This window comes from Streptomyces sp. NPDC085932 (assembly GCF_044540525.1).
GTDB lineage: Bacteria > Actinomycetota > Actinomycetes > Streptomycetales > Streptomycetaceae > Streptomyces > Streptomyces levis.
On the sequence record NZ_JBITSJ010000002.1, the window covers coordinates 1,392,540 to 1,408,823 of the forward strand.

General features: G+C 72.0%; 16 protein-coding genes. 8 read left to right on the top strand and 8 right to left on the bottom strand.

Going from position 1 to position 16,284, the window contains the following annotated elements; genetic code table 11:
- Nucleotides 1-35: 35 nt before the first annotated feature.
- The 7 genes from ACIGAQ_RS15425 to ACIGAQ_RS15455 all read right to left on the bottom strand — a co-directional run bounded on the left by ACIGAQ_RS15425 (nt 36) and on the right by ACIGAQ_RS15455 (nt 6,443).
- Entirely contained in the window at nt 36-257 is a 222-nt protein-coding gene (locus ACIGAQ_RS15425; protein ID WP_311683717.1) for a hypothetical protein, read from the bottom strand.
- 83 nt (nt 258-340) lie between these two features.
- A complete protein-coding gene (locus ACIGAQ_RS15430) occupies nt 341-1,330 on the bottom strand; it encodes a zinc-dependent alcohol dehydrogenase family protein (RefSeq protein WP_311683719.1) in 990 nt (329 codons plus the stop codon).
- Nucleotides 1,327-2,178: a carbohydrate ABC transporter permease gene (locus ACIGAQ_RS15435; RefSeq protein ID WP_311683720.1), complete on the bottom strand. Its 852-nt coding sequence runs from the start codon at nt 2,176-2,178 to the stop codon at nt 1,327-1,329. Before ACIGAQ_RS15435 ends, ACIGAQ_RS15430 begins: the two co-directional genes overlap by 4 nt.
- Nucleotides 2,175-3,116, bottom strand: a complete 942-nt coding sequence (locus tag ACIGAQ_RS15440; RefSeq protein ID WP_311683722.1) for a sugar ABC transporter permease — start codon at nt 3,114-3,116, stop codon at nt 2,175-2,177. The genes ACIGAQ_RS15435 and ACIGAQ_RS15440 overlap by 4 nt, the downstream gene beginning before the upstream one ends.
- A complete protein-coding gene (locus ACIGAQ_RS15445) occupies nt 3,113-4,486 on the bottom strand; it encodes a sugar ABC transporter substrate-binding protein (protein ID WP_362282097.1) in 1,374 nt (457 codons plus the stop codon). Before ACIGAQ_RS15445 ends, ACIGAQ_RS15440 begins: the two co-directional genes overlap by 4 nt.
- A gap of 79 nt (nt 4,487-4,565) precedes the next feature.
- Nucleotides 4,566-5,333: a DeoR/GlpR family DNA-binding transcription regulator gene (locus tag ACIGAQ_RS15450; protein ID WP_311683726.1), complete on the bottom strand. Its 768-nt coding sequence runs from the start codon at nt 5,331-5,333 to the stop codon at nt 4,566-4,568.
- Nucleotides 5,334-5,633: 300 nt separating this feature from the next.
- Nucleotides 5,634-6,443: an NAD(P)-dependent oxidoreductase gene (locus tag ACIGAQ_RS15455; RefSeq protein ID WP_362282094.1), complete on the bottom strand. Its 810-nt coding sequence runs from the start codon at nt 6,441-6,443 to the stop codon at nt 5,634-5,636.
- Nucleotides 6,444-6,666: 223 nt separating this feature from the next.
- Here ACIGAQ_RS15455 and ACIGAQ_RS15460 point away from each other — a divergent pair, with 223 nt between their 5' ends.
- Together ACIGAQ_RS15460 and ACIGAQ_RS15465 are read left to right on the top strand one after the other, a co-directional pair.
- The gene (locus tag ACIGAQ_RS15460) at nt 6,667-7,608 is read left to right on the top strand and encodes a 5-dehydro-4-deoxyglucarate dehydratase (RefSeq protein WP_311683730.1); all 942 of its coding nucleotides are present in this window, start codon (nt 6,667-6,669) and stop codon (nt 7,606-7,608) included.
- Nucleotides 7,605-8,768 (top strand): hypothetical protein, encoded by a 1,164-nt coding sequence (locus tag ACIGAQ_RS15465; protein WP_399782895.1) that lies wholly within the window; start codon nt 7,605-7,607, stop codon nt 8,766-8,768. Before ACIGAQ_RS15460 ends, ACIGAQ_RS15465 begins: the two co-directional genes overlap by 4 nt.
- Nucleotides 8,769-8,883: 115 nt before the next feature.
- On the opposite strand, the gene ACIGAQ_RS15470 is transcribed toward ACIGAQ_RS15465, so the two are convergent.
- Complete coding sequence (locus ACIGAQ_RS15470) at nt 8,884-10,101, bottom strand: MFS transporter (RefSeq protein ID WP_399782898.1); 1,218 nt, start codon at nt 10,099-10,101, stop codon at nt 8,884-8,886.
- 132 nt (nt 10,102-10,233) lie between these two features.
- On the opposite strand from ACIGAQ_RS15470, the gene ACIGAQ_RS15475 reads away from it, so the two are divergent.
- The 6 genes from ACIGAQ_RS15475 to ACIGAQ_RS15500 all read left to right on the top strand — a co-directional run bounded on the left by ACIGAQ_RS15475 (nt 10,234) and on the right by ACIGAQ_RS15500 (nt 16,223).
- On the top strand, nt 10,234-10,830 hold the full coding sequence (locus ACIGAQ_RS15475) for a TIGR03086 family metal-binding protein (protein WP_399782901.1): 597 nt from the start codon (nt 10,234-10,236) through the stop codon (nt 10,828-10,830).
- A gap of 150 nt (nt 10,831-10,980) precedes the next feature.
- The gene (locus tag ACIGAQ_RS15480; RefSeq protein WP_311683738.1) at nt 10,981-11,640 is read left to right on the top strand and encodes a GntR family transcriptional regulator; all 660 of its coding nucleotides are present in this window, start codon (nt 10,981-10,983) and stop codon (nt 11,638-11,640) included.
- The gene (locus ACIGAQ_RS15485) at nt 11,637-12,548 is read left to right on the top strand and encodes a dihydrodipicolinate synthase family protein (protein WP_399782904.1); all 912 of its coding nucleotides are present in this window, start codon (nt 11,637-11,639) and stop codon (nt 12,546-12,548) included. The genes ACIGAQ_RS15480 and ACIGAQ_RS15485 overlap by 4 nt, the downstream gene beginning before the upstream one ends.
- The gene (gene araD / locus ACIGAQ_RS15490) at nt 12,545-14,275 is read left to right on the top strand and encodes an L-arabinonate dehydratase (RefSeq protein ID WP_399782907.1); all 1,731 of its coding nucleotides are present in this window, start codon (nt 12,545-12,547) and stop codon (nt 14,273-14,275) included. The genes ACIGAQ_RS15485 and araD overlap by 4 nt, the downstream gene beginning before the upstream one ends.
- Before the next feature lie 119 nt (nt 14,276-14,394).
- Complete coding sequence (locus ACIGAQ_RS15495; protein WP_399782910.1) at nt 14,395-15,330, top strand: carbohydrate ABC transporter permease; 936 nt, start codon at nt 14,395-14,397, stop codon at nt 15,328-15,330.
- On the top strand, nt 15,327-16,223 hold the full coding sequence (locus ACIGAQ_RS15500; protein WP_394814280.1) for a carbohydrate ABC transporter permease: 897 nt from the start codon (nt 15,327-15,329) through the stop codon (nt 16,221-16,223). The genes ACIGAQ_RS15495 and ACIGAQ_RS15500 overlap by 4 nt, the downstream gene beginning before the upstream one ends.
- Nucleotides 16,224-16,284 lie beyond the last annotated feature (61 nt).

Here is a 16,284-nt window from a genome sequence, read left to right on the forward strand (position 1 = left end):
GGTTTTGCCGTTCCCTTACCTTGCGGCCAATCGGGTCAGCGGCGGTTGCGCGGGTGGTCGCGGGCGGTGCGCTCGTTGCCGCGCTTGTAGTTCCCGGTCCAGCGGGCCATGACGAGCTGCGGGTCGGAGGCCTCGACCTCGGCGAGGAACCGTGCGGCGCGCGCGCCGTTCAGGGTGGTGGCGGGGTGGCCGTGGTGGCTGATGCGGACGGTTCCGCCGGTGTGCTGCGCGTAGCTGAATCCGTGGGGTCGTGGCATGCCGTGAGGGTACGGGGGCGGGGCGGGCCGTCCCACCGGATTTCCGCCCGCCCCGCCCGCTCCGCCCACGGCAGCCGGTCGCCCTACGGCACGACCACGATCTTGCGGCCGACCCCCGCCGCGAACTGCTCCAGCGCCTGCGGGTACCGCTCCAGCGGGATGCGGTCGCTGATGAAGACGTCGGGGTCGAGGACGCCGTTGGCGAAGAGCTCCGCGGCCCGTTCGAAGCTGTGCAGCACCGCCATCGAGCCGGTGATGGTGATCTCCTGGTTGTAGATGCGGTACGGGTCGATGGACACGCGGGTCGCGTAGTCGGCGACGCCGAACTGCAGGAACGTACCGGCCTTCGCCACCCGGTCCAGGCCGTCCTGGATCGCCGCCGCGTTGCCCGTGGCGTCGACGACCAGGTCCCAGCCCTGCGGGCGGTCCAGCTCGTCCGGGTTCGCCGCGGAGCCCGAGACGCCCAGGCGGCGGGCCGTCTCCAGCCGGGCCGGGTTCACGTCGACGACGTCCACGCTCGCCGCGCCCGTGCGCTTGGCCAGCTCCAGCATCATCAGGCCCATCGTGCCGGAGCCGTAGATCAGCACGTGTGCGCCGAGGCGGGACTGCAGGACGTCGTAGCCGCGCACCGCGCAGGACAGCGGCTCCACGAGCGCCGCGTCCTGCGTGCGGACGTGCTCCGGCAGCTTCACGCAGTTCGCCACCGGGGCGAGGGCGTACTTCGCCGCGCCTCCGGCCGTCGTCACGCCGATCGCCGCCCAGCGCTCGCACAGGTTGTTGTGGCCCGTGCGGCAGTAGCGGCACTCATGGCAGTACAGGGACGGGTCGACCGCGACCCGGTCGCCCACCGCCACCTCCGTGACCTGGGTGCCGACGCCGACGACCTCGCCCGCGAACTCGTGCCCGGGCACGATCGGCAGCTTCGGGGCGAACTCGCCCTGGAGGATGTGCAGGTCCGTGCCGCACAGGCCGCAGGCCGCGACCTCGACGACGACCTCGCGCGGCCCTGGCGTCGGGTCCGGGACCTCGGCGACGACGGCCCGGCCCACGGACTCGATGACGGCGGCCTTCATTTCACGGCTCCCAACGACAGGCCCTGGACCAGCTTGTCCTGGGCGGCGAACCCCGCGGCGAGCACCGGCAGGGAGATGACGAGCGACGCGGCGCACACCTTCGCCAGGAACAGGCCCTGGCTGGTGATGAAGCCGGTCAGGAAGACGGGGGCGGTCTCGGCGACCACGCCCGTCAGGACCCGGGCGAAAAGCAGTTCGTTCCAGCTGAAGATGAAGCAGATCAGCGCCGTGGCGGCGATGCCCGGCAGGGCGATCGGGGCCACCACCCGCGCCAGCACCGTCGGCAGCCGGGCTCCGTCCACCCGGGCCGCCTCGATCACCGCGACCGGGATCTCGGCGAGGAAGGACTGCATCATCCACACCGCGATCGGCAGGTTCATGGAGGTGTAGAGGATGACCAGCAGCCAGATGTTGTCCAGCATCCCGGCGTTCTTGGCGAACAGGTAGATCGGCAGCAGGCCCGCCACGGCCGGCAGCATCTTCGTGGAGAGGAAGAAGAACAGCACGTCCGTCCACTTGCGGACGCGGTTGATGGACAGCGCGTAGGCCGCCGGGAAGGCCAGCAGGAGGACGAGGAGTGTCGACGCCACGGACGCGACCGTCGAGTTGATCAGCGCCGGCCAGGGGCTCGCGCCGCCGCCCGCGCCGAAGAACTCGCGGTAACCGTCCAGGGTCAGGGCGGCCGCGAAGGACGGCGGATTGGTCGCCGCGTCCGTCTCCGAGTGGAAGGACGTCAGCGCCATCCACGCGATGGGCAGGAAGAACGCGATGCCGAGCAGCCAGGCCAGCAGGCCGAGGCCCGCTCCCTTGCCACGGGCACGGCGGGCTCGCAGGGCGGTCGTGCTCATGCGCGGGACACCTCCTCGCGGAACAGGGACGACACCACGCGCAGGGCGAAGGTCGCGATGACGATCGAGCCGATGACGACCAGGACGCCCGCGGCCGAGGCGAGGCCGTTCTCGTGGGCCTGGTAGAAGCTCTGGTAGACGGTGTAGGGAAGGTTGGCGGTGCCGAGGCCGCCGGACGTGATCGTGAAGACCGCGTCGAAGTTCTGCACGATGTAGATCGAGCCCAGCAGGGCGCCGAGTTCGAGGTAGCGGCGCAGGTGCGGCAGCGTCAGGTGGACGAAGATCTGCCAGTCGCTCGCGCCGTCGACCCGGGCCGCCTCGATCTGCTCGTGGTCACGGCTCTGCAGGCCGGCGAGCAGGATCAGCATCATGAACGGCGTCCACTGCCAGATGAGCGAGGCCTCGACGGCCAGCAGCGGGGTGTTCGAGATCCAGTCGGGTTGTGGCCCGCCCACATAGTGCAACAACCCGTTGAACAGGCCGTATTCGGGGTTGTAGAGCACATGCTTCCAGAGCAGGGCGGCGGCGACCGGCACCACCAGGAAGGGCGCGATCAGCAGCGTCCGTACGATGCCCCGGCCGCGGAACCTGCGGTCCAGCAGGAGCGCCAGGACGAGTCCCAGCACCAGGCTGGCCAGCACCACCGCCACCGTGAGCAGCACGGTCGTCCACACCGAGTGGCGCAGGTCCGCGTCGGTGAGGACCTCCTGGTAGTTGTCCAGACCCGCGAACCGCCGGGCGTCGGGATAGAGGCTGTTCCAGTCGAAGAAGGAGATCACCAGCGTGGCCACGAAGGGGAGCTGGGTGACGACGATCATGAAGATCAGGGCGGGGAGCAGCGGGGCGCGGGTCGCCCAGGCGCGCAGGCGGGCGGAGGGCCGGCGGACCGGGGTGCGTGTCTCGGGAGCGGCCACGGGGGCCGTGGTCATGGCGGTCATCGTCCCTCGTACTCCTCGGAGATCTTCTCGGCGAGCGCTTGCGACTTCCTCAGGGCCGACTCGACGGACTGGCGTCCGGCGATGGCCGCGCTGATCTCCTGGGAGACCTTGGTGCCGAGGTCGGTGAACTCGGGGATGCCGACGAACTGGATGCCGGGCGCGGGACGCGGCTGCACACCGGGGTCGTCGGGCCGGGCCTGCTCGATGGCCTCCTTGGTCATCTCCTGGAAGGCGGCGGCCTCCTTGCGGTAGGCCGGGTTGGCGTAGGTGGACGCCCGCTTGCCGGCCGGGACGTTGGACCAGCCGACCTCGTCCCCGACCAGCTGCTCGTACTCCTTGCCGGACGCCCAGGAGACGAACTTCCAGGCGTTGTCCGGGTTGCGCGAGGCCTTCTGGATGCCCCAGGCCCAGGTGTAGAGCCAGCCGGAGGACTCGGTCCTCTCGACCGGCGCGGGGGCGTAGCCGACCTTGCCCTTGACCGGGGAGCCGTCCGCCTCCAGGGATCCGGCCGCGGAGGTGGCGTCGTACCACATGGCGACCTTGCCCTGGGTCATGTTGTTCAGGCACTCGGCGAAGCCGGCCTGGGCTGCGCCGGACTCGCCGTGCTCGCGCACCAGGTCGACATAGAACTTCGTCGCCTTCTCGAACTCGGGGGAGTCGAGCCGCGCCTTCCAGTCCTTGTCGAACCAGGTGCCGCCGAAGGTGTTCACGACGGTGGTCAGGGGGGCCATCACCTCGCCCCAGCCGGGCAGGCCGCGCAGGCAGATGCCCTTCATGCCGGGCTCGGCGCCGTCGGTCCGTGCCGCGAGGTCCGCCACCTGCTGCCAGGTGGGGCGCGCGGGCATCGTCAGGCCCTTCTTCTCGAACACGTCCTTGCGGTACATCAGGAACGACGACTCGCCGTAGAAGGGCTGGCCGTAGAGCTTGCCGTCCTCCCCGGTGAGGGACTGGCGCATCGGCTTGAGGACGTCCTGCTCGTCGTAGCCCGGGTCCTTGGCGACATAGCCGTTCATCTCGTGCAGCCAGCCGTTGCGGGCGTAGATCGGTATCTCGTAGTTGGACAGCGTGGCGACGTCGTACTGGCCGGCCTGGTTGGCGAAGTCCTGGCTGATCTTGTCGCGGACGTCGTTCTCCGGCAGGACGGTGAAGTTGACCTCGATGCCCGTCTCCTTGGTGAAGTGGGCGCGGGTCAGCTTCTGCAACTCGACCATCTGCGGGTTGTTGACCATCAGGACGTTGATGGCGTCGCCGCCGGATCCGGCCCCGCCCGCCCCGACCCAGCAGCCGGAGAGCAGCGGGGCGAGCAGCGTCCCTGCGGCGGCCAGGGCGAGCGTGGCTCGCGGAGGCCGTCGTCGGCTCTGGGTTCGCATGGATCGCTCCTGGAATGAATGGGGAGATAAGGGGCAGCACGGGGCGTGGCTGCGCCCGGTGGGGAGTGAAGGGGGTGGATCAGACCCGGATGACCTGGGGTCCGAGCAGCGAGTAGCGGTGGGCCTCAGCCGTCGGCAGCAGGGTGCTCGTCACGATCGTCTCCAGGGTGCCGACCTCGGCGAACCGGCAGAAGCTGACCGCTCCGAACTTGGTGTGCACCCCGGCGAACACGGTGCGGCGGGCGGCCCGGATCGCCTGGGCCTTGACCTCGCTGACGGCGGGGTCGGGGGTGGTGAGACCGTGCTCGCGGGAGATGCCGTTGGCGCCGATGTACGCCAGGTCGACGACGAAGCCGGCCAGCATCTTCGTCGTCCAGTGGTCGACGGTGGCGAGGGTGCCGGGACGGACCCGCCCGCCGAGCAACAGCACGGACACGCTGTCGGACCCGGCGAGGGCGCCCGCGACCGGCAGGGACGCGGTGACCACGGTCAGCGGCCGGTCCCGGGGGAGCGCCTCGGCGATGAGCTGCGGGGTGTAGCCCTCGTCGACGAAGACGGTCTCGGCGTCGCCGAGCAGCTCGGCCGCGGCGGCCGCGATCCGGCGCTTCTCGGGGACGTGGCTGGTGGCACGGAAGGCGAGCGTCGTCTCGAACCCGGCGCTCTCCACGGGGTAGGCGCCGCCATGGGTGCGGCGGAGCAGGCCGTGGTCCTCCAGGACCCGCAGGTCCCGTCGCACCGTCTCCTTGGCCACGCCCAGTTCGGCCGCGAGGACGGTGACGTCGACCGAGCCGTCGCGCCGTGCGGCCAGCACGATCTCGCGCTGGCGTTCCTCCGCGGTCCTGTTCATGGCTGTCACCCGCCTTCCTGCCGCGCTGCCCGTTCAAACCCCCGGTGGGTCATGGGGAAGTTCTACAGCGGGTGCGTCGCCGGTGGCCAGGTCTGTTGCGGGCGGGATCGTGCCCGGATGCGCCCGTTCGGTCCCGGGCGTACGTGCCGTGATGCCGACGGATCCGGGCCTGTCGTCGCTGGTGGTGGCGGTATCCATGCCGTCGGGGGCGCTGCCGGGCCGCGTCCGGACCGTGCCCGAATGCCCGAGCGGGCAGGCCCGTTCTCTGCCCGCCCGCCCGTGTGTGCCGCCTCTTTCCGGTCAGTACGGCCAGATCGGCGGGTCCGTCACGAAGTGGCCGCCGAGACAGGCGTGCGCCTCGTTCTCCGGGTCCAGCTCGCCCTGCTCGGCGATGAGCTTCGCGGCCCAGGGCTCGGAGTCGTCCTGCGGTTCGTAGCCGAGTGCCCGGGCGGAGGTGAGGTCCCACCACAGGCGCGTGTTGGCGGAGGAGCCGTGCACGACGGTGTGGCCGACCCGCTCGGCGGTCAGGGCGGCGTGGAAGAGGCGGGCGCCGTCGGCGGGGCTCATCCACACCGAGAGCATGCGCACGGTGGTCGGCTCCGGGAAGCAGGACCCGATCCGCACCGACACCGTCTCCAGGCCGTGCTTGTCCCAGTAGAGCTGGGCCAGGTCCTCGCCGAAGCACTTGGACAGGCCGTAGAAGGTGTCCGGGCGGCGCGGGGTGTCGACCGGGATCAGGGGGTCGTCGCCCCGGGGGCGCGGGGTGTAGCCGACGGCGTGGTTGGAGGAGGCGAAGACGATCCGGCCGACGCCCTCCTCGCGGGCGGCCTCGTAGAGGTGGTAGGTGCCCTCGATGTTCGCCTTGAGGATCTTCTCGAAGGGGGCTTCCAGGGAGATGCCCGCGAGGTGGATGATCGCGTCGACGCCCCGGACCGCCTCGCGCACGGCGTCCCGGTCGGCCAGGTCGGCGGTGATCGCGTCGGGCGCGCCCTCGACCGGGCGCAGGTCGAGCAGGCGCAGGTCGTAGCCGTAGGCCGGGAGCAGGTCCCGCATGAGGGTGCCGAGGCCGCCGGCGGCGCCGGTGAGCAGGACGGTGCGGGGAGCGGGCATCCTCGGTTCTCCTTGACTCGCCGATCGTGCACATGGGCGCACGGCATTCATATGCGTGGACACGCTAAGGATCCGGGGCTCGGCCCGTCAAGGGGCCGGCGGAAGCGGCGAATCCGCTGGTGTGACGCGGCTGCGCGCGCTTGACCGGCGCGGATGCGGCGCCTTAGCGTGGAGTCGTTCAGAAATATAGACGCCAATCATGAATATGGAACCGGGAGAGCTCGTGACGTCAGCCCCTCTCGCCGCTCGACTCAACATCCCCAGCGGGCCGCTGTTCTTCCCGGTCACCGCCTACGGCTCCGACGGCTCCGTGGACCTCGACACCTACCGTGCCCATGTGCGCGACGGCGTGGCGGCCGGAGCCGCCGCCGTGTTCGCCTGCTGCGGCACCGGGGAGTTCCACGCGCTCACCCCCGAGGAGTTCGAGGGGTGCGTACGGGCCGCCGTCGAGGCGGCCGAGGGGCGCGTGCCGGTCGTCGCGGGCGCCGGGTACGGCACCGCGCTCGCCGTGCGCTACGCCCGCCTCGCCGAAGCGGCCGGCGCCGACGGACTGCTCGCGCTGCCGCCGTACCTCGTCGTCGCCGCGCAGGAGGGGCTGCTGCGGCACTACCGGCAGGTGGCCGCCGCGACCGCCCTGCCGGTCATCGTCTACCAGCGGGACAACGCCGTCTTCACCCCGGAGACCGTCGTCGAACTGGCCCGCACGGACGGCATCATCGGCCTGAAGGACGGGCTCGGCGACCTCGACCTCATGCAGCGGATCGTCAGCGCCGTCCGCACCGAGGCCCCGGGCGACTTCCTCTACTTCAACGGCCTGCCGACCGCCGAGCAGACCCAGCTCGCCTACCGCGCCCTGGGTGTCACGCTCTACTCCTCCGCCGTGTTCTGCTTCGTGCCCGAGGTGGCCCTCGCCTTCCACCGGGCGCTCCGCACGGGCGACGACGACCTGGTGGAGCGGCTGCTGGACGGCTTCTACCGCCCGTTCGTCGAACTGCGCGCCCGGGGCCGCGGTTACGCCGTCGCCCTGGTCAAGGCCGGGGTGCGCCTGCGCGGACTCGACGTGGGGGAGGTGCGGCCCCCGCTGCACGAGCCGGCCGAGGATCATGTGAAGCAGCTCGCCGAACTGATCGAACGCGGCCACGCGTTGCTGGAGGAGGCCAAGTGAAGGCGTCGGCATTCGTCTACCCCTGGGACGTCGACGGCGACCCCGAGGCGCCCGCCCGGATCGCCGCGCTCGGCGTGGCCCAGGTGACGCTCGCCGCCGCCTACCACTCGACCCGGGCGCTCACGCCCCGCCACCCGCGCCACCGCGTCGTCACCGCCGAGCACGCCGCCGTGCTGTACCCGGCGGACGACCGCTGGAAGGGGCGGGAGCTGCGCCCCCACGCGGCCGGGGACTGGGCCCCCGGCGACGCCTTCGGCCGGGCCGCCGCCGCGCTCGCGGACGCCGGCCCGGAGGTGCACACCTGGGTCGTCCTCGCCCACAACTCCCGTCTGGGTGCGGAACATCCGCACACCTCGGTGGTCAACGCCTACGGCGACCGCTACCCCTGGGCGCCCTGCATCGCGCAGCCCGCCACGCGCGCGTACCTGACCGACCTCGCGGCGGAGGCGGCCGTGCGGCCCGGGGCGCGCGGCACCGAGCTGGAGTCCCTCGGCTGGTACGGACTGCAGCACCTGCACGCGCACGACAAGACCGGCGGCGTCGGCCTGGGGGACGCCGGGCAGTACCTCATGGGGCTCTGCTTCTGCCCGTCCTGCCGGGAGGGCTACGGCCGCCACGGCCTCGACGCCGACGAACTGGCGGCCGCCGTGCGCACCGCGCTGGAGCCGGTGTGGCGGGGGGCTCCCTCCGACGGGGCCTGGCCGGGCATCGAGAAGCTCCTCGGCGAGACGCTCGCGCGGGCCACGCGCGCGTACCGCGACGAAACCGCCCGCACGCTCCAGGAAGAGGCCGTCGCCGCGGTCCGGGCGGCCGCACCCGAGGGCTTCCAGGTGCTGCTGCACGCGGACCCGGTGTCGTACCACGCCGGCGCCAACGCCGGCGTCGATCCCGCGCACATCCTGTCCGTCGCCGACGGCGTGGTCGTGCCCTGCGCCGCCGGCACCGGCCCGCTCACGCCGTTCACGCGGCAGGACCGAACGGACGCGGTCGTCGCCGCGAACTTCACCGTCGTCTCCGGCATGGGCGGCAGCCCCGGCACCCTCGCCGCCGACGCGGCCGAGGCGCGCCGGCTCGGCGCCACGGAACTGCGGCTGTATCACGCGGGGCTGGCCTCCGACAGCGACCTGGAGGCGGTACGTTCCGCCCTCGCGAGCCTCTGAGGCGGACGCTGCCGCTGTCCCGGCGGCTCGCCGGGGGTGGCTGCCTTCGCTGTCCCGGCGGCTCTCCGGGGGAGGCGCCGCCGCCCGCGCCGCGCCCTGAGGTGACGGTCCGCCGTCACCCGTGAGACTCGGCTCCGGCCGTGGCCGCGCGGGTGAACAACGGTGCCGCCGTCGCCAGCAGGGCCACGCCCAGGGTCACCAGCACCGGCCGGTGGCTCACCAGCTCGACCAGGGCGGCCCCGGCGGCGAGCCCGGCCACGTTCGGTGCGTACACCAGGGTGTTGGCCGTGGCGGTGACCCGGCCCAGCAACGGGCCGGGTGTCTCGCGCTGCACGGACGTCAGCGCGGCGACCAGCACGGCGGGCAGCCCGGCCCCGATCGCCACGCTGCACCCGAGCGCCACCGGCTCGGACGGCACCGCCCGCAGGGCCACCCCCAGCGCCAGCAGGGCGATCCCGTACGCCGCGAAGCGCCGCGCCCCCAGCCGGCGCAGGGCGGTGCCGGACAGCAGGCCGACCGCCACCGACCCGGCGCCCTGCACGGCGTACAGCACACCGGCGTACGCGGGGGAACGCCCGAGACCGTCGACCACGGCGTAGACCATCGCCCCGTTCAGGCCGGCGAGCAGCATGGTGGCGCCGCCCGCGAGGACCAGGGGGCGCAGCACGGGGTGCGCCCACAGGTGGCGGGCCCCCTCGGCGGTGCGGCGCCGGGTGCTGCCCCGGGGCGGCGGCGCGGGCTTCTCCTCCCGGACGCGCAGCGCGGCGTACACCCCCGTGGCCAGCGCGAACGTCGCCGCGTCCAGGAGGGCGACACCCGGGCCGCCGTACGCGGTGTACAGACCCGCGCCGGCCAGTGGGGCCAGCAGTTTCATGCCCTCGGCGGCCGTCATGCGCAGGCCGTTGAAGTCGCCCAGCAGGGACGGGCCCACGGCGGTGGTGACGAGCGCGGACTCGGCCGCGTCGTGGACCACGCCCGCCGCGCCGTACACGAACAGCACCGCGTACAGCAGCCACAACCCGCCCGGGGAGTCCACGCCGGCGAGGGTGAGGAGCAGACCGCCCAGGAGCACGTTCACGCCGATCAGCAGCGGTTTGCGGCGGACCCGGTCGGCCAGCGTGCCCAGCAGCGGTCCGGCCAGGGTCGGCAGCCACATGGCGAGCAGGCACAGCGCGGCCAGACCGTCCGAGCCGGTGAGGTCCTTGACCCATACGCCGGACGCCAGCCACAGCGCCGAGGTGCCGAAGCCGGAGACCACCACGGCACAGAGGCAGAGCCCGGCCTCGCGGTCGCGCAGGACGCGCACCGGAGGCCAGGTCGTTTCGTTCGTCATGCCAGGTCATCGTGGTGCTAAGGCCCGCGCGCGTGGATCGGGAAAGTGCCTTAGGGAACGGGCGGCGGGGCGATGAGTTCCGCGGGCCGCGTCGGTCTACCTCCCAGGACTCGGAGCCAGGAGGAACACCGGATGACCGACACCACCCCGACCCTCGACCTCGGACCGCAGACGGCGGTCCTGGCGCGGCTGGCCGAAGGCGTCACCGACGAGCGACTGCAGGGCCCGACACCCTGTCCGGAGTACGCGGTGCGCAACCTGCTGGGGCACCTGGCCGGGCTGGCCCTCGCCTTCCGCGACGCCGGCCGCAAGGATTTGGGCGTCACGACCGACACCAGCCCGGACTCCGCGCTGCCGGACGTCGGCCCCGGCTGGCGCGAGGAGCTGCCCAAGGTCCTCGCCGAACTGGCCGACGCCTGGCGCGACCCGGCCGCCTGGACCGGCATGACCCGGGCCGGCGGCGTCGACCTGCCCGGCGAGGTCGCCGGGCTCGTCGCCATCGACGAGCTGGTGATCCACGGCTGGGACCTGGCCCGTGCCACCGGCCAGGCGTACACCCCCGACCCGGCGGCGCTCCGGGTCTGTCACGACTTCCTCGCCGCGAGCGTCGACGACCCCGGCCGGGGCGAGATCTTCGGGCCCGTCGTGCCGGTGGGTCCCGAGGCGCCCCTGCTGGAGCGGGCGGTGGGGCTGAGCGGGCGGGACCCGGGGTGGAAGCCCGGCTCGTAGAAAGCGATTGCTGTTTTTCCGTCGGAAGCATTGACGAACCAAACGCGCCCTCCTACGGTCATCGCGTCGTACTTCGTACGTCATATATGAGACGCGATACGCGAGATCCGATACGCGATCCACCGTGACCGCGAGATCCGAGAGGCGCGCATGACCTCTGTGCCCACGCCGATCCCCTCCCGCACGCAGTACGTGCTGGAGGGGATCAAACACCGCATCCTGACCGGGCAGCTGACGCCGGGACAGGCGCTGGTCGAGACCGAGCTCGCCGCGCAGTTCGGGGTGTCCAAGACCCCGGTACGGGAGGCGCTCAAGACCCTCGCCGGGACCGGGCTGGTCGTGATGAGCCAGTACAAGGGCGTCACGGTGCGCAGGGTGGACGCCGACATGGCGCGCGAGGTCTACGACGTCCGGCTGCTGCTGGAGCCCGAGGCCCTCAGGCGGGCCGTGCAGCGCGGCGCCTCCCTGGACGCCGCCCGTGACGCGCTGACCCGGGCCGACGGCGCCACCGACACGGCCGAACGCTCCCTGGCCAACCGGGAGTTCCACCGCGCCCTGTACCTGCCCTGCGGCAACCCGCTGCTCGGCCGGATGCTCGACGAGGTCCGCGACCAGGCCGCCCTGGTCTCCGCCGTCGCCTGGGCCGCCTCGCCCTCCTGGGAGCGCGAGGCCGGCGAGCACCGGGAGATCCTGCGGCTCGCCCTCGACGGCGACGCCGACGGCGCGGCCCGCGCCCTCCACTCCCACATCGCGTCCTTCGTGCAGCGCGCCTTCCCCGAGGCGGCACTGGAACAGGAAGGCCAGGAATGAGCAGCGTGGCGTTCGAGACCCAGCGGGTGGCCCTGGCCGACGTGGTGGCGATCCCGGTGACCCCGTTCGCCGAGGACGGTTCCGTCGCGCCGGACACCTACCGGGCCCTGCTGCGCCGCCTGCTCGACGGCGGCATCACGACCCTCACCCCGAACGGCAACACCGGCGAGTTCTACGCCCTCGCCCCCGAGGAGCGGCGTCTGGTCACGGAGCTGACCATGGACGAGGCCGGTGACCGGGCCGTCGTCCTGGCCGGGGTCGGGCACGACGTCCCGACCGCCGTCGCCTCCGCCCGGCACGCCCGCGAGCTCGGCGCGCAGATGGTGATGGTCCACCAGCCCGTCCACCCCTACGTCTCCCAGGCCGGCTGGGTCGACTACCACCGGGCCGTCGCCGAGGCCGTGCCCGAGCTGGGTGTCGTGCCGTACGTCCGCAGCGCGCAGCTCACCGGTGCCCGCCTGGCCGAACTCGCCGACGCCTGCCCGAACGTCATCGGCGTGAAGTACGCCGTGCCGGACGCCGCCAGGTTCGCCGCCTTCGCCCGGGACGCCGGACTGGAACGGTTCGTGTGGGTCGCGGGACTCGCCGAGCCGTACGCCCCCTCCTACTTCTCCGCGGGCGCCACCGGCTTCACCTCCGGGCTGGTCAACGTCGCCCCGGCCGTCTCCCTGAACATGATCGAGGCGCTGCGCTCGGGCGACTACCCGGCCGCCATGAAGGTCTGGGAGCAGATCCGCCGCTTCGAGGAACTGCGCGCCGCCAACGGCTCCGCGAACAACGTCACCGTCGTCAAGGAGGCCCTCGCCTCCCTCGGCCTGTGCCGCCGCGAGGTCCGCCCGCCGAGCCGGACGCTGCGGGAGGACGAGCGCGCCGAGGTCGCCGCGATCGCCGCGGGGTGGTCGATATGACCGGCCGGCTCGCCCCCGAGGACCTCAGAAGCCACCAGTGGTACGGCGCCGAGGGCCAGTTGCGCACCTGGTCGCACAACGCCCGCATGCGCCAGCTCGGTTACGAGGCGGAGGAGTACCAGGGCCGCCCGGTGATCGCCGTGCTGAACACCTGGTCCGACATCAACCCCTGCCACGTCCATCTGCGCGAGCGCGCCGAGGCGGTCAAGCGCGGGGTGTGGCAAGCCGGCGGCTTCCCGCTGGAGTTCCCGGTCGCCACGCTCTCCGAGACGTACCAGAAGCCCACCCCGATGCTCTACCGCAACCTCCTCTCCATGGAGACGGAGGAGCTGCTGCGGTCGTACCCCGTCGACGCGGCGGTGCTGCTCGGCGGCTGCGACAAATCGACGCCCGCGCTGCTCATGGGCGCCGCCTCGGCCGACGTACCGGCCCTGTTCGTGCCCGCGGGGCCGATGCTGCCGGGCCACTGGCGCGGCGAGACCCTCGGGTCCGGCACCGACATGTGGAAGTACTGGGACGAGCACCGCGCGGGCAACCTGACCGACTGCGAACTGCGGGAGCTGCAAGGCGGTCTCGCGCGCTCACCCGGGCACTGCATGACCATGGGGACCGCGTCGACGATGACCGCGGCGGCCGAGGCCCTCGGCATGACCCTGCCGGGCGCCTCCTCGATCCCGGCCGTCGACTCCGGGCACGAACGGATGGCAGCCGCCTCCGGACGCCGGGCCGTGGAACTCGCCTGGACCGCGCTCGAGCCGTCCCGGATCCTCACCCGCGAGGCCTTCGAGGACGCCGTCACCACGGTGCTCGGGCTCGGTGGCTCCACCAACGCCGTCATCCACCTGATCGCGATGGCGGGCCGCGCCGGCGTCCGGCTCACCCTCGACGACTTCGACCGCATCGCCCGCACCGTGCCGGTGCTCGCCAACGTCCGCCCCGGAGGACGGACGTACCTCATGGAGGACTTCCACTTCGCCGGCGGCCTGCCCGCCTTCCTCTCCCGCATCACCGACCTGCTGCACCTGGACCGGCCCACCGTCAACGGCACCCTGGGCGAGCAGATCGCGGGCGCCGTCGTCCACGACGACGACGTGATCCGCACCCGGGAGAACCCGGTGGCCGCCGAGGGCGGGGTGGCCGTGCTGCGCGGCAACCTCTGCCCGGACGGCGCGGTCGTCAAGCACATCACGGCCGAGCCGCGCCTGCTCAAGCACACCGGTCCCGCCGTCGTCTTCGACGACTACCGGACCATGCAGCGCACCATCGACGACCCGGCGCTCGGCATCACCCCCGACCACGTGCTCGTGCTGCGGGGCGCCGGGCCCAAGGGCGGCCCGGGCATGCCCGAGTACGGGATGCTGCCGCTGCCCGACTACCTGCTCAAGCAGGGCGTACGGGACATGGTCCGGATCTCCGACGCCCGCATGAGCGGCACCAGTTACGGCGCGTGCGTGCTGCACGTCGCCCCCGAGTCGTACGTCGGCGGACCGCTCGCCCTGGTGCGCACCGGCGACTCGATCACCCTCGACGTCGAGGCGCGCACCCTCCACCTCCACGTGGACGACGCGGAGCTGCGGCGGCGCAGGGCCGCCTGGACGCCGCCGCCCACCCGCTACGAGCGCGGCTACGGCGCGCTCTACAACGAGCAGATCACGCAGGCCGACACCGGCTGCGACTTCGAGTTCCTCGCCCGCCCGGGCCGGGTCGCCGACCCGTACGCGGGCTGAACGGCCGCACCACCCGCGCACCTCGGCCCGACCCGGCACGACACTGCCCCGGCAGAAAGCGCTTGCCACGCCCGTACCGAGCACGACGTACCACGACGTACCGAGAACGGAGAACAGTCATGGCCCAAGCCGCAGCCGTGGCGAAACCGCCCGCGCCACCCCGGCGGCGCCGTGCCTCCGCCACCCCGCGCAGGCTCCCGTACCTGCTGATCGCCCCGGCCGCCCTGCTCATGCTGGGCTTCATCGCCTACCCGGTCGTCAGCGTCTTCTACTACAGCCTGCAGAACTACAACCCCACCAAGCCCTGGCGGAACGGCTACGCGGGCTTCGGCAACTTCGTCCACGCCTTCACCGAGGACCCCGTCTTCTGGGACACCCTGGTCTTCAGCGCCAAGTGGGTCTTCGTCGAGGTCGGACTCCAACTGCTGTTCGGTCTTGCGCTGGCCCTCATCGTCAACCAGACCTTCGTGGGCCGGGGCCTGGGGCGCGCCCTGGTCTTCTCCCCCTGGGCCGTCTCCGGCGTGCTCACCTCCGCGATCTGGGTGCTGCTCTACAACTCCCAGACGGGCATCACCCGTTATCTCGCGGACATCGGCATCGGCTCCTACGGCACGAGCTGGCTGTCGGACACCTCCACCGTCTTCCCGGCGGCGATCGTGGCCGACCTGTGGCGCGGGGTGCCGTTCTTCGCGATCCTCATCCTCGCCGACCTCCAGTCCGTCTCCAAGGACCTCTACGAGGCCGCCGAGGTCGACGGCGCCGGCCGGCTGAAGCAGTTCTGGCACATCACGCTGCCGCACCTGAAGGACGCCATCATCCTGTCCACGCTGCTGCGGGCGGTGTGGGAGTTCAACAACGTCGACCTGCTCTACACCCTGACCGGCGGCGGCCCCGCGGGCGAGACGACCACGCTGCCGCTGTACATCGCCAACACATCCGTCGACGCCCACAACTTCGGCTACGCGTCGGCCCTGACCACGGTGGCGTTCGTGATCCTGCTCTTCTGCTCGATGGTCTACCTGCGGCTGAGCAAGTTCGGAGGGGAGGGCAAGTGAGCGTCAGCGAAGCGAACAGGACGGCGCCCGCACCCGTGCGCGCCACCCCGGAGCCCGCCCGGCCCGTGAAGCGGAACCGGGCATGGGACGAGGCCCCCCGCTGGCAGATCTACCTGCCCCTGGGCATCTACCTGCTCTTCACCCTCGTCCCCTTCTACTGGATCCTGCTCTTCTCCCTGCGCCCGTCCGGCTCGACCTCGCTCGTGCCCTGGCCGGTCACCTTCGAGCACTTCGAGAAGGTGTGGACCGAGCGCAGCTTCGGCACCTACTTCGCCAACAGCGTCCTCGTCGGCGTCGCCACCCTGCTCATGACGACGCTCGTCGCGCTGGCCGGCGGCTACGCCCTCGCCCGGTTCGACTTCAAGGTCAAGCGGGCGTTCATGCTGGCGCTGCTGTGCTCCCAGTTCGTGCCGGGCGCGCTGCTGCTGGTGCCGCTGTTCGAGATCTTCGCCGAACTGCAGATGATCAACTCGCTGGGCAGCGTCATCCTCGCCGAGACGGTCTTCCAGCTGCCGCTGTCGATGATCCTCATCAGCAACTTCATCAAGAATGTGCCGTACTCCCTGGAGGAGGCGGCCTGGGTCGACGGCTGCAACCGCATGACGGCCTTCCGGATCGTCGTGCTGCCGCTGCTGCGGCCCGGCCTGATCGCCGTCGGCTCGTTCGCCTTCGTCCACTCCTGGAACCACTTCCTGTTCGCCCTGATGTTCCTCAACAACCAGGACAAGCAGACGATCCCCGTCGGCCTCAACTCCCTGATGAGCGCCGACAGCGTCGACCTGGGCGCGCTCGCCGCGGGCGGCATCATCGCGGCCGTGCCGGTCGTGATCGTCTTCGCCTTCATCCAGAAGTGGCTGATCACGGGCTTCAGCGCGGGGGCGGTGAAGGGATGAGCGCCGGACGACCCGCCGCCGCGAGAGAGGGGAGGACCCCGTGACCGGCCGCATGATCGGC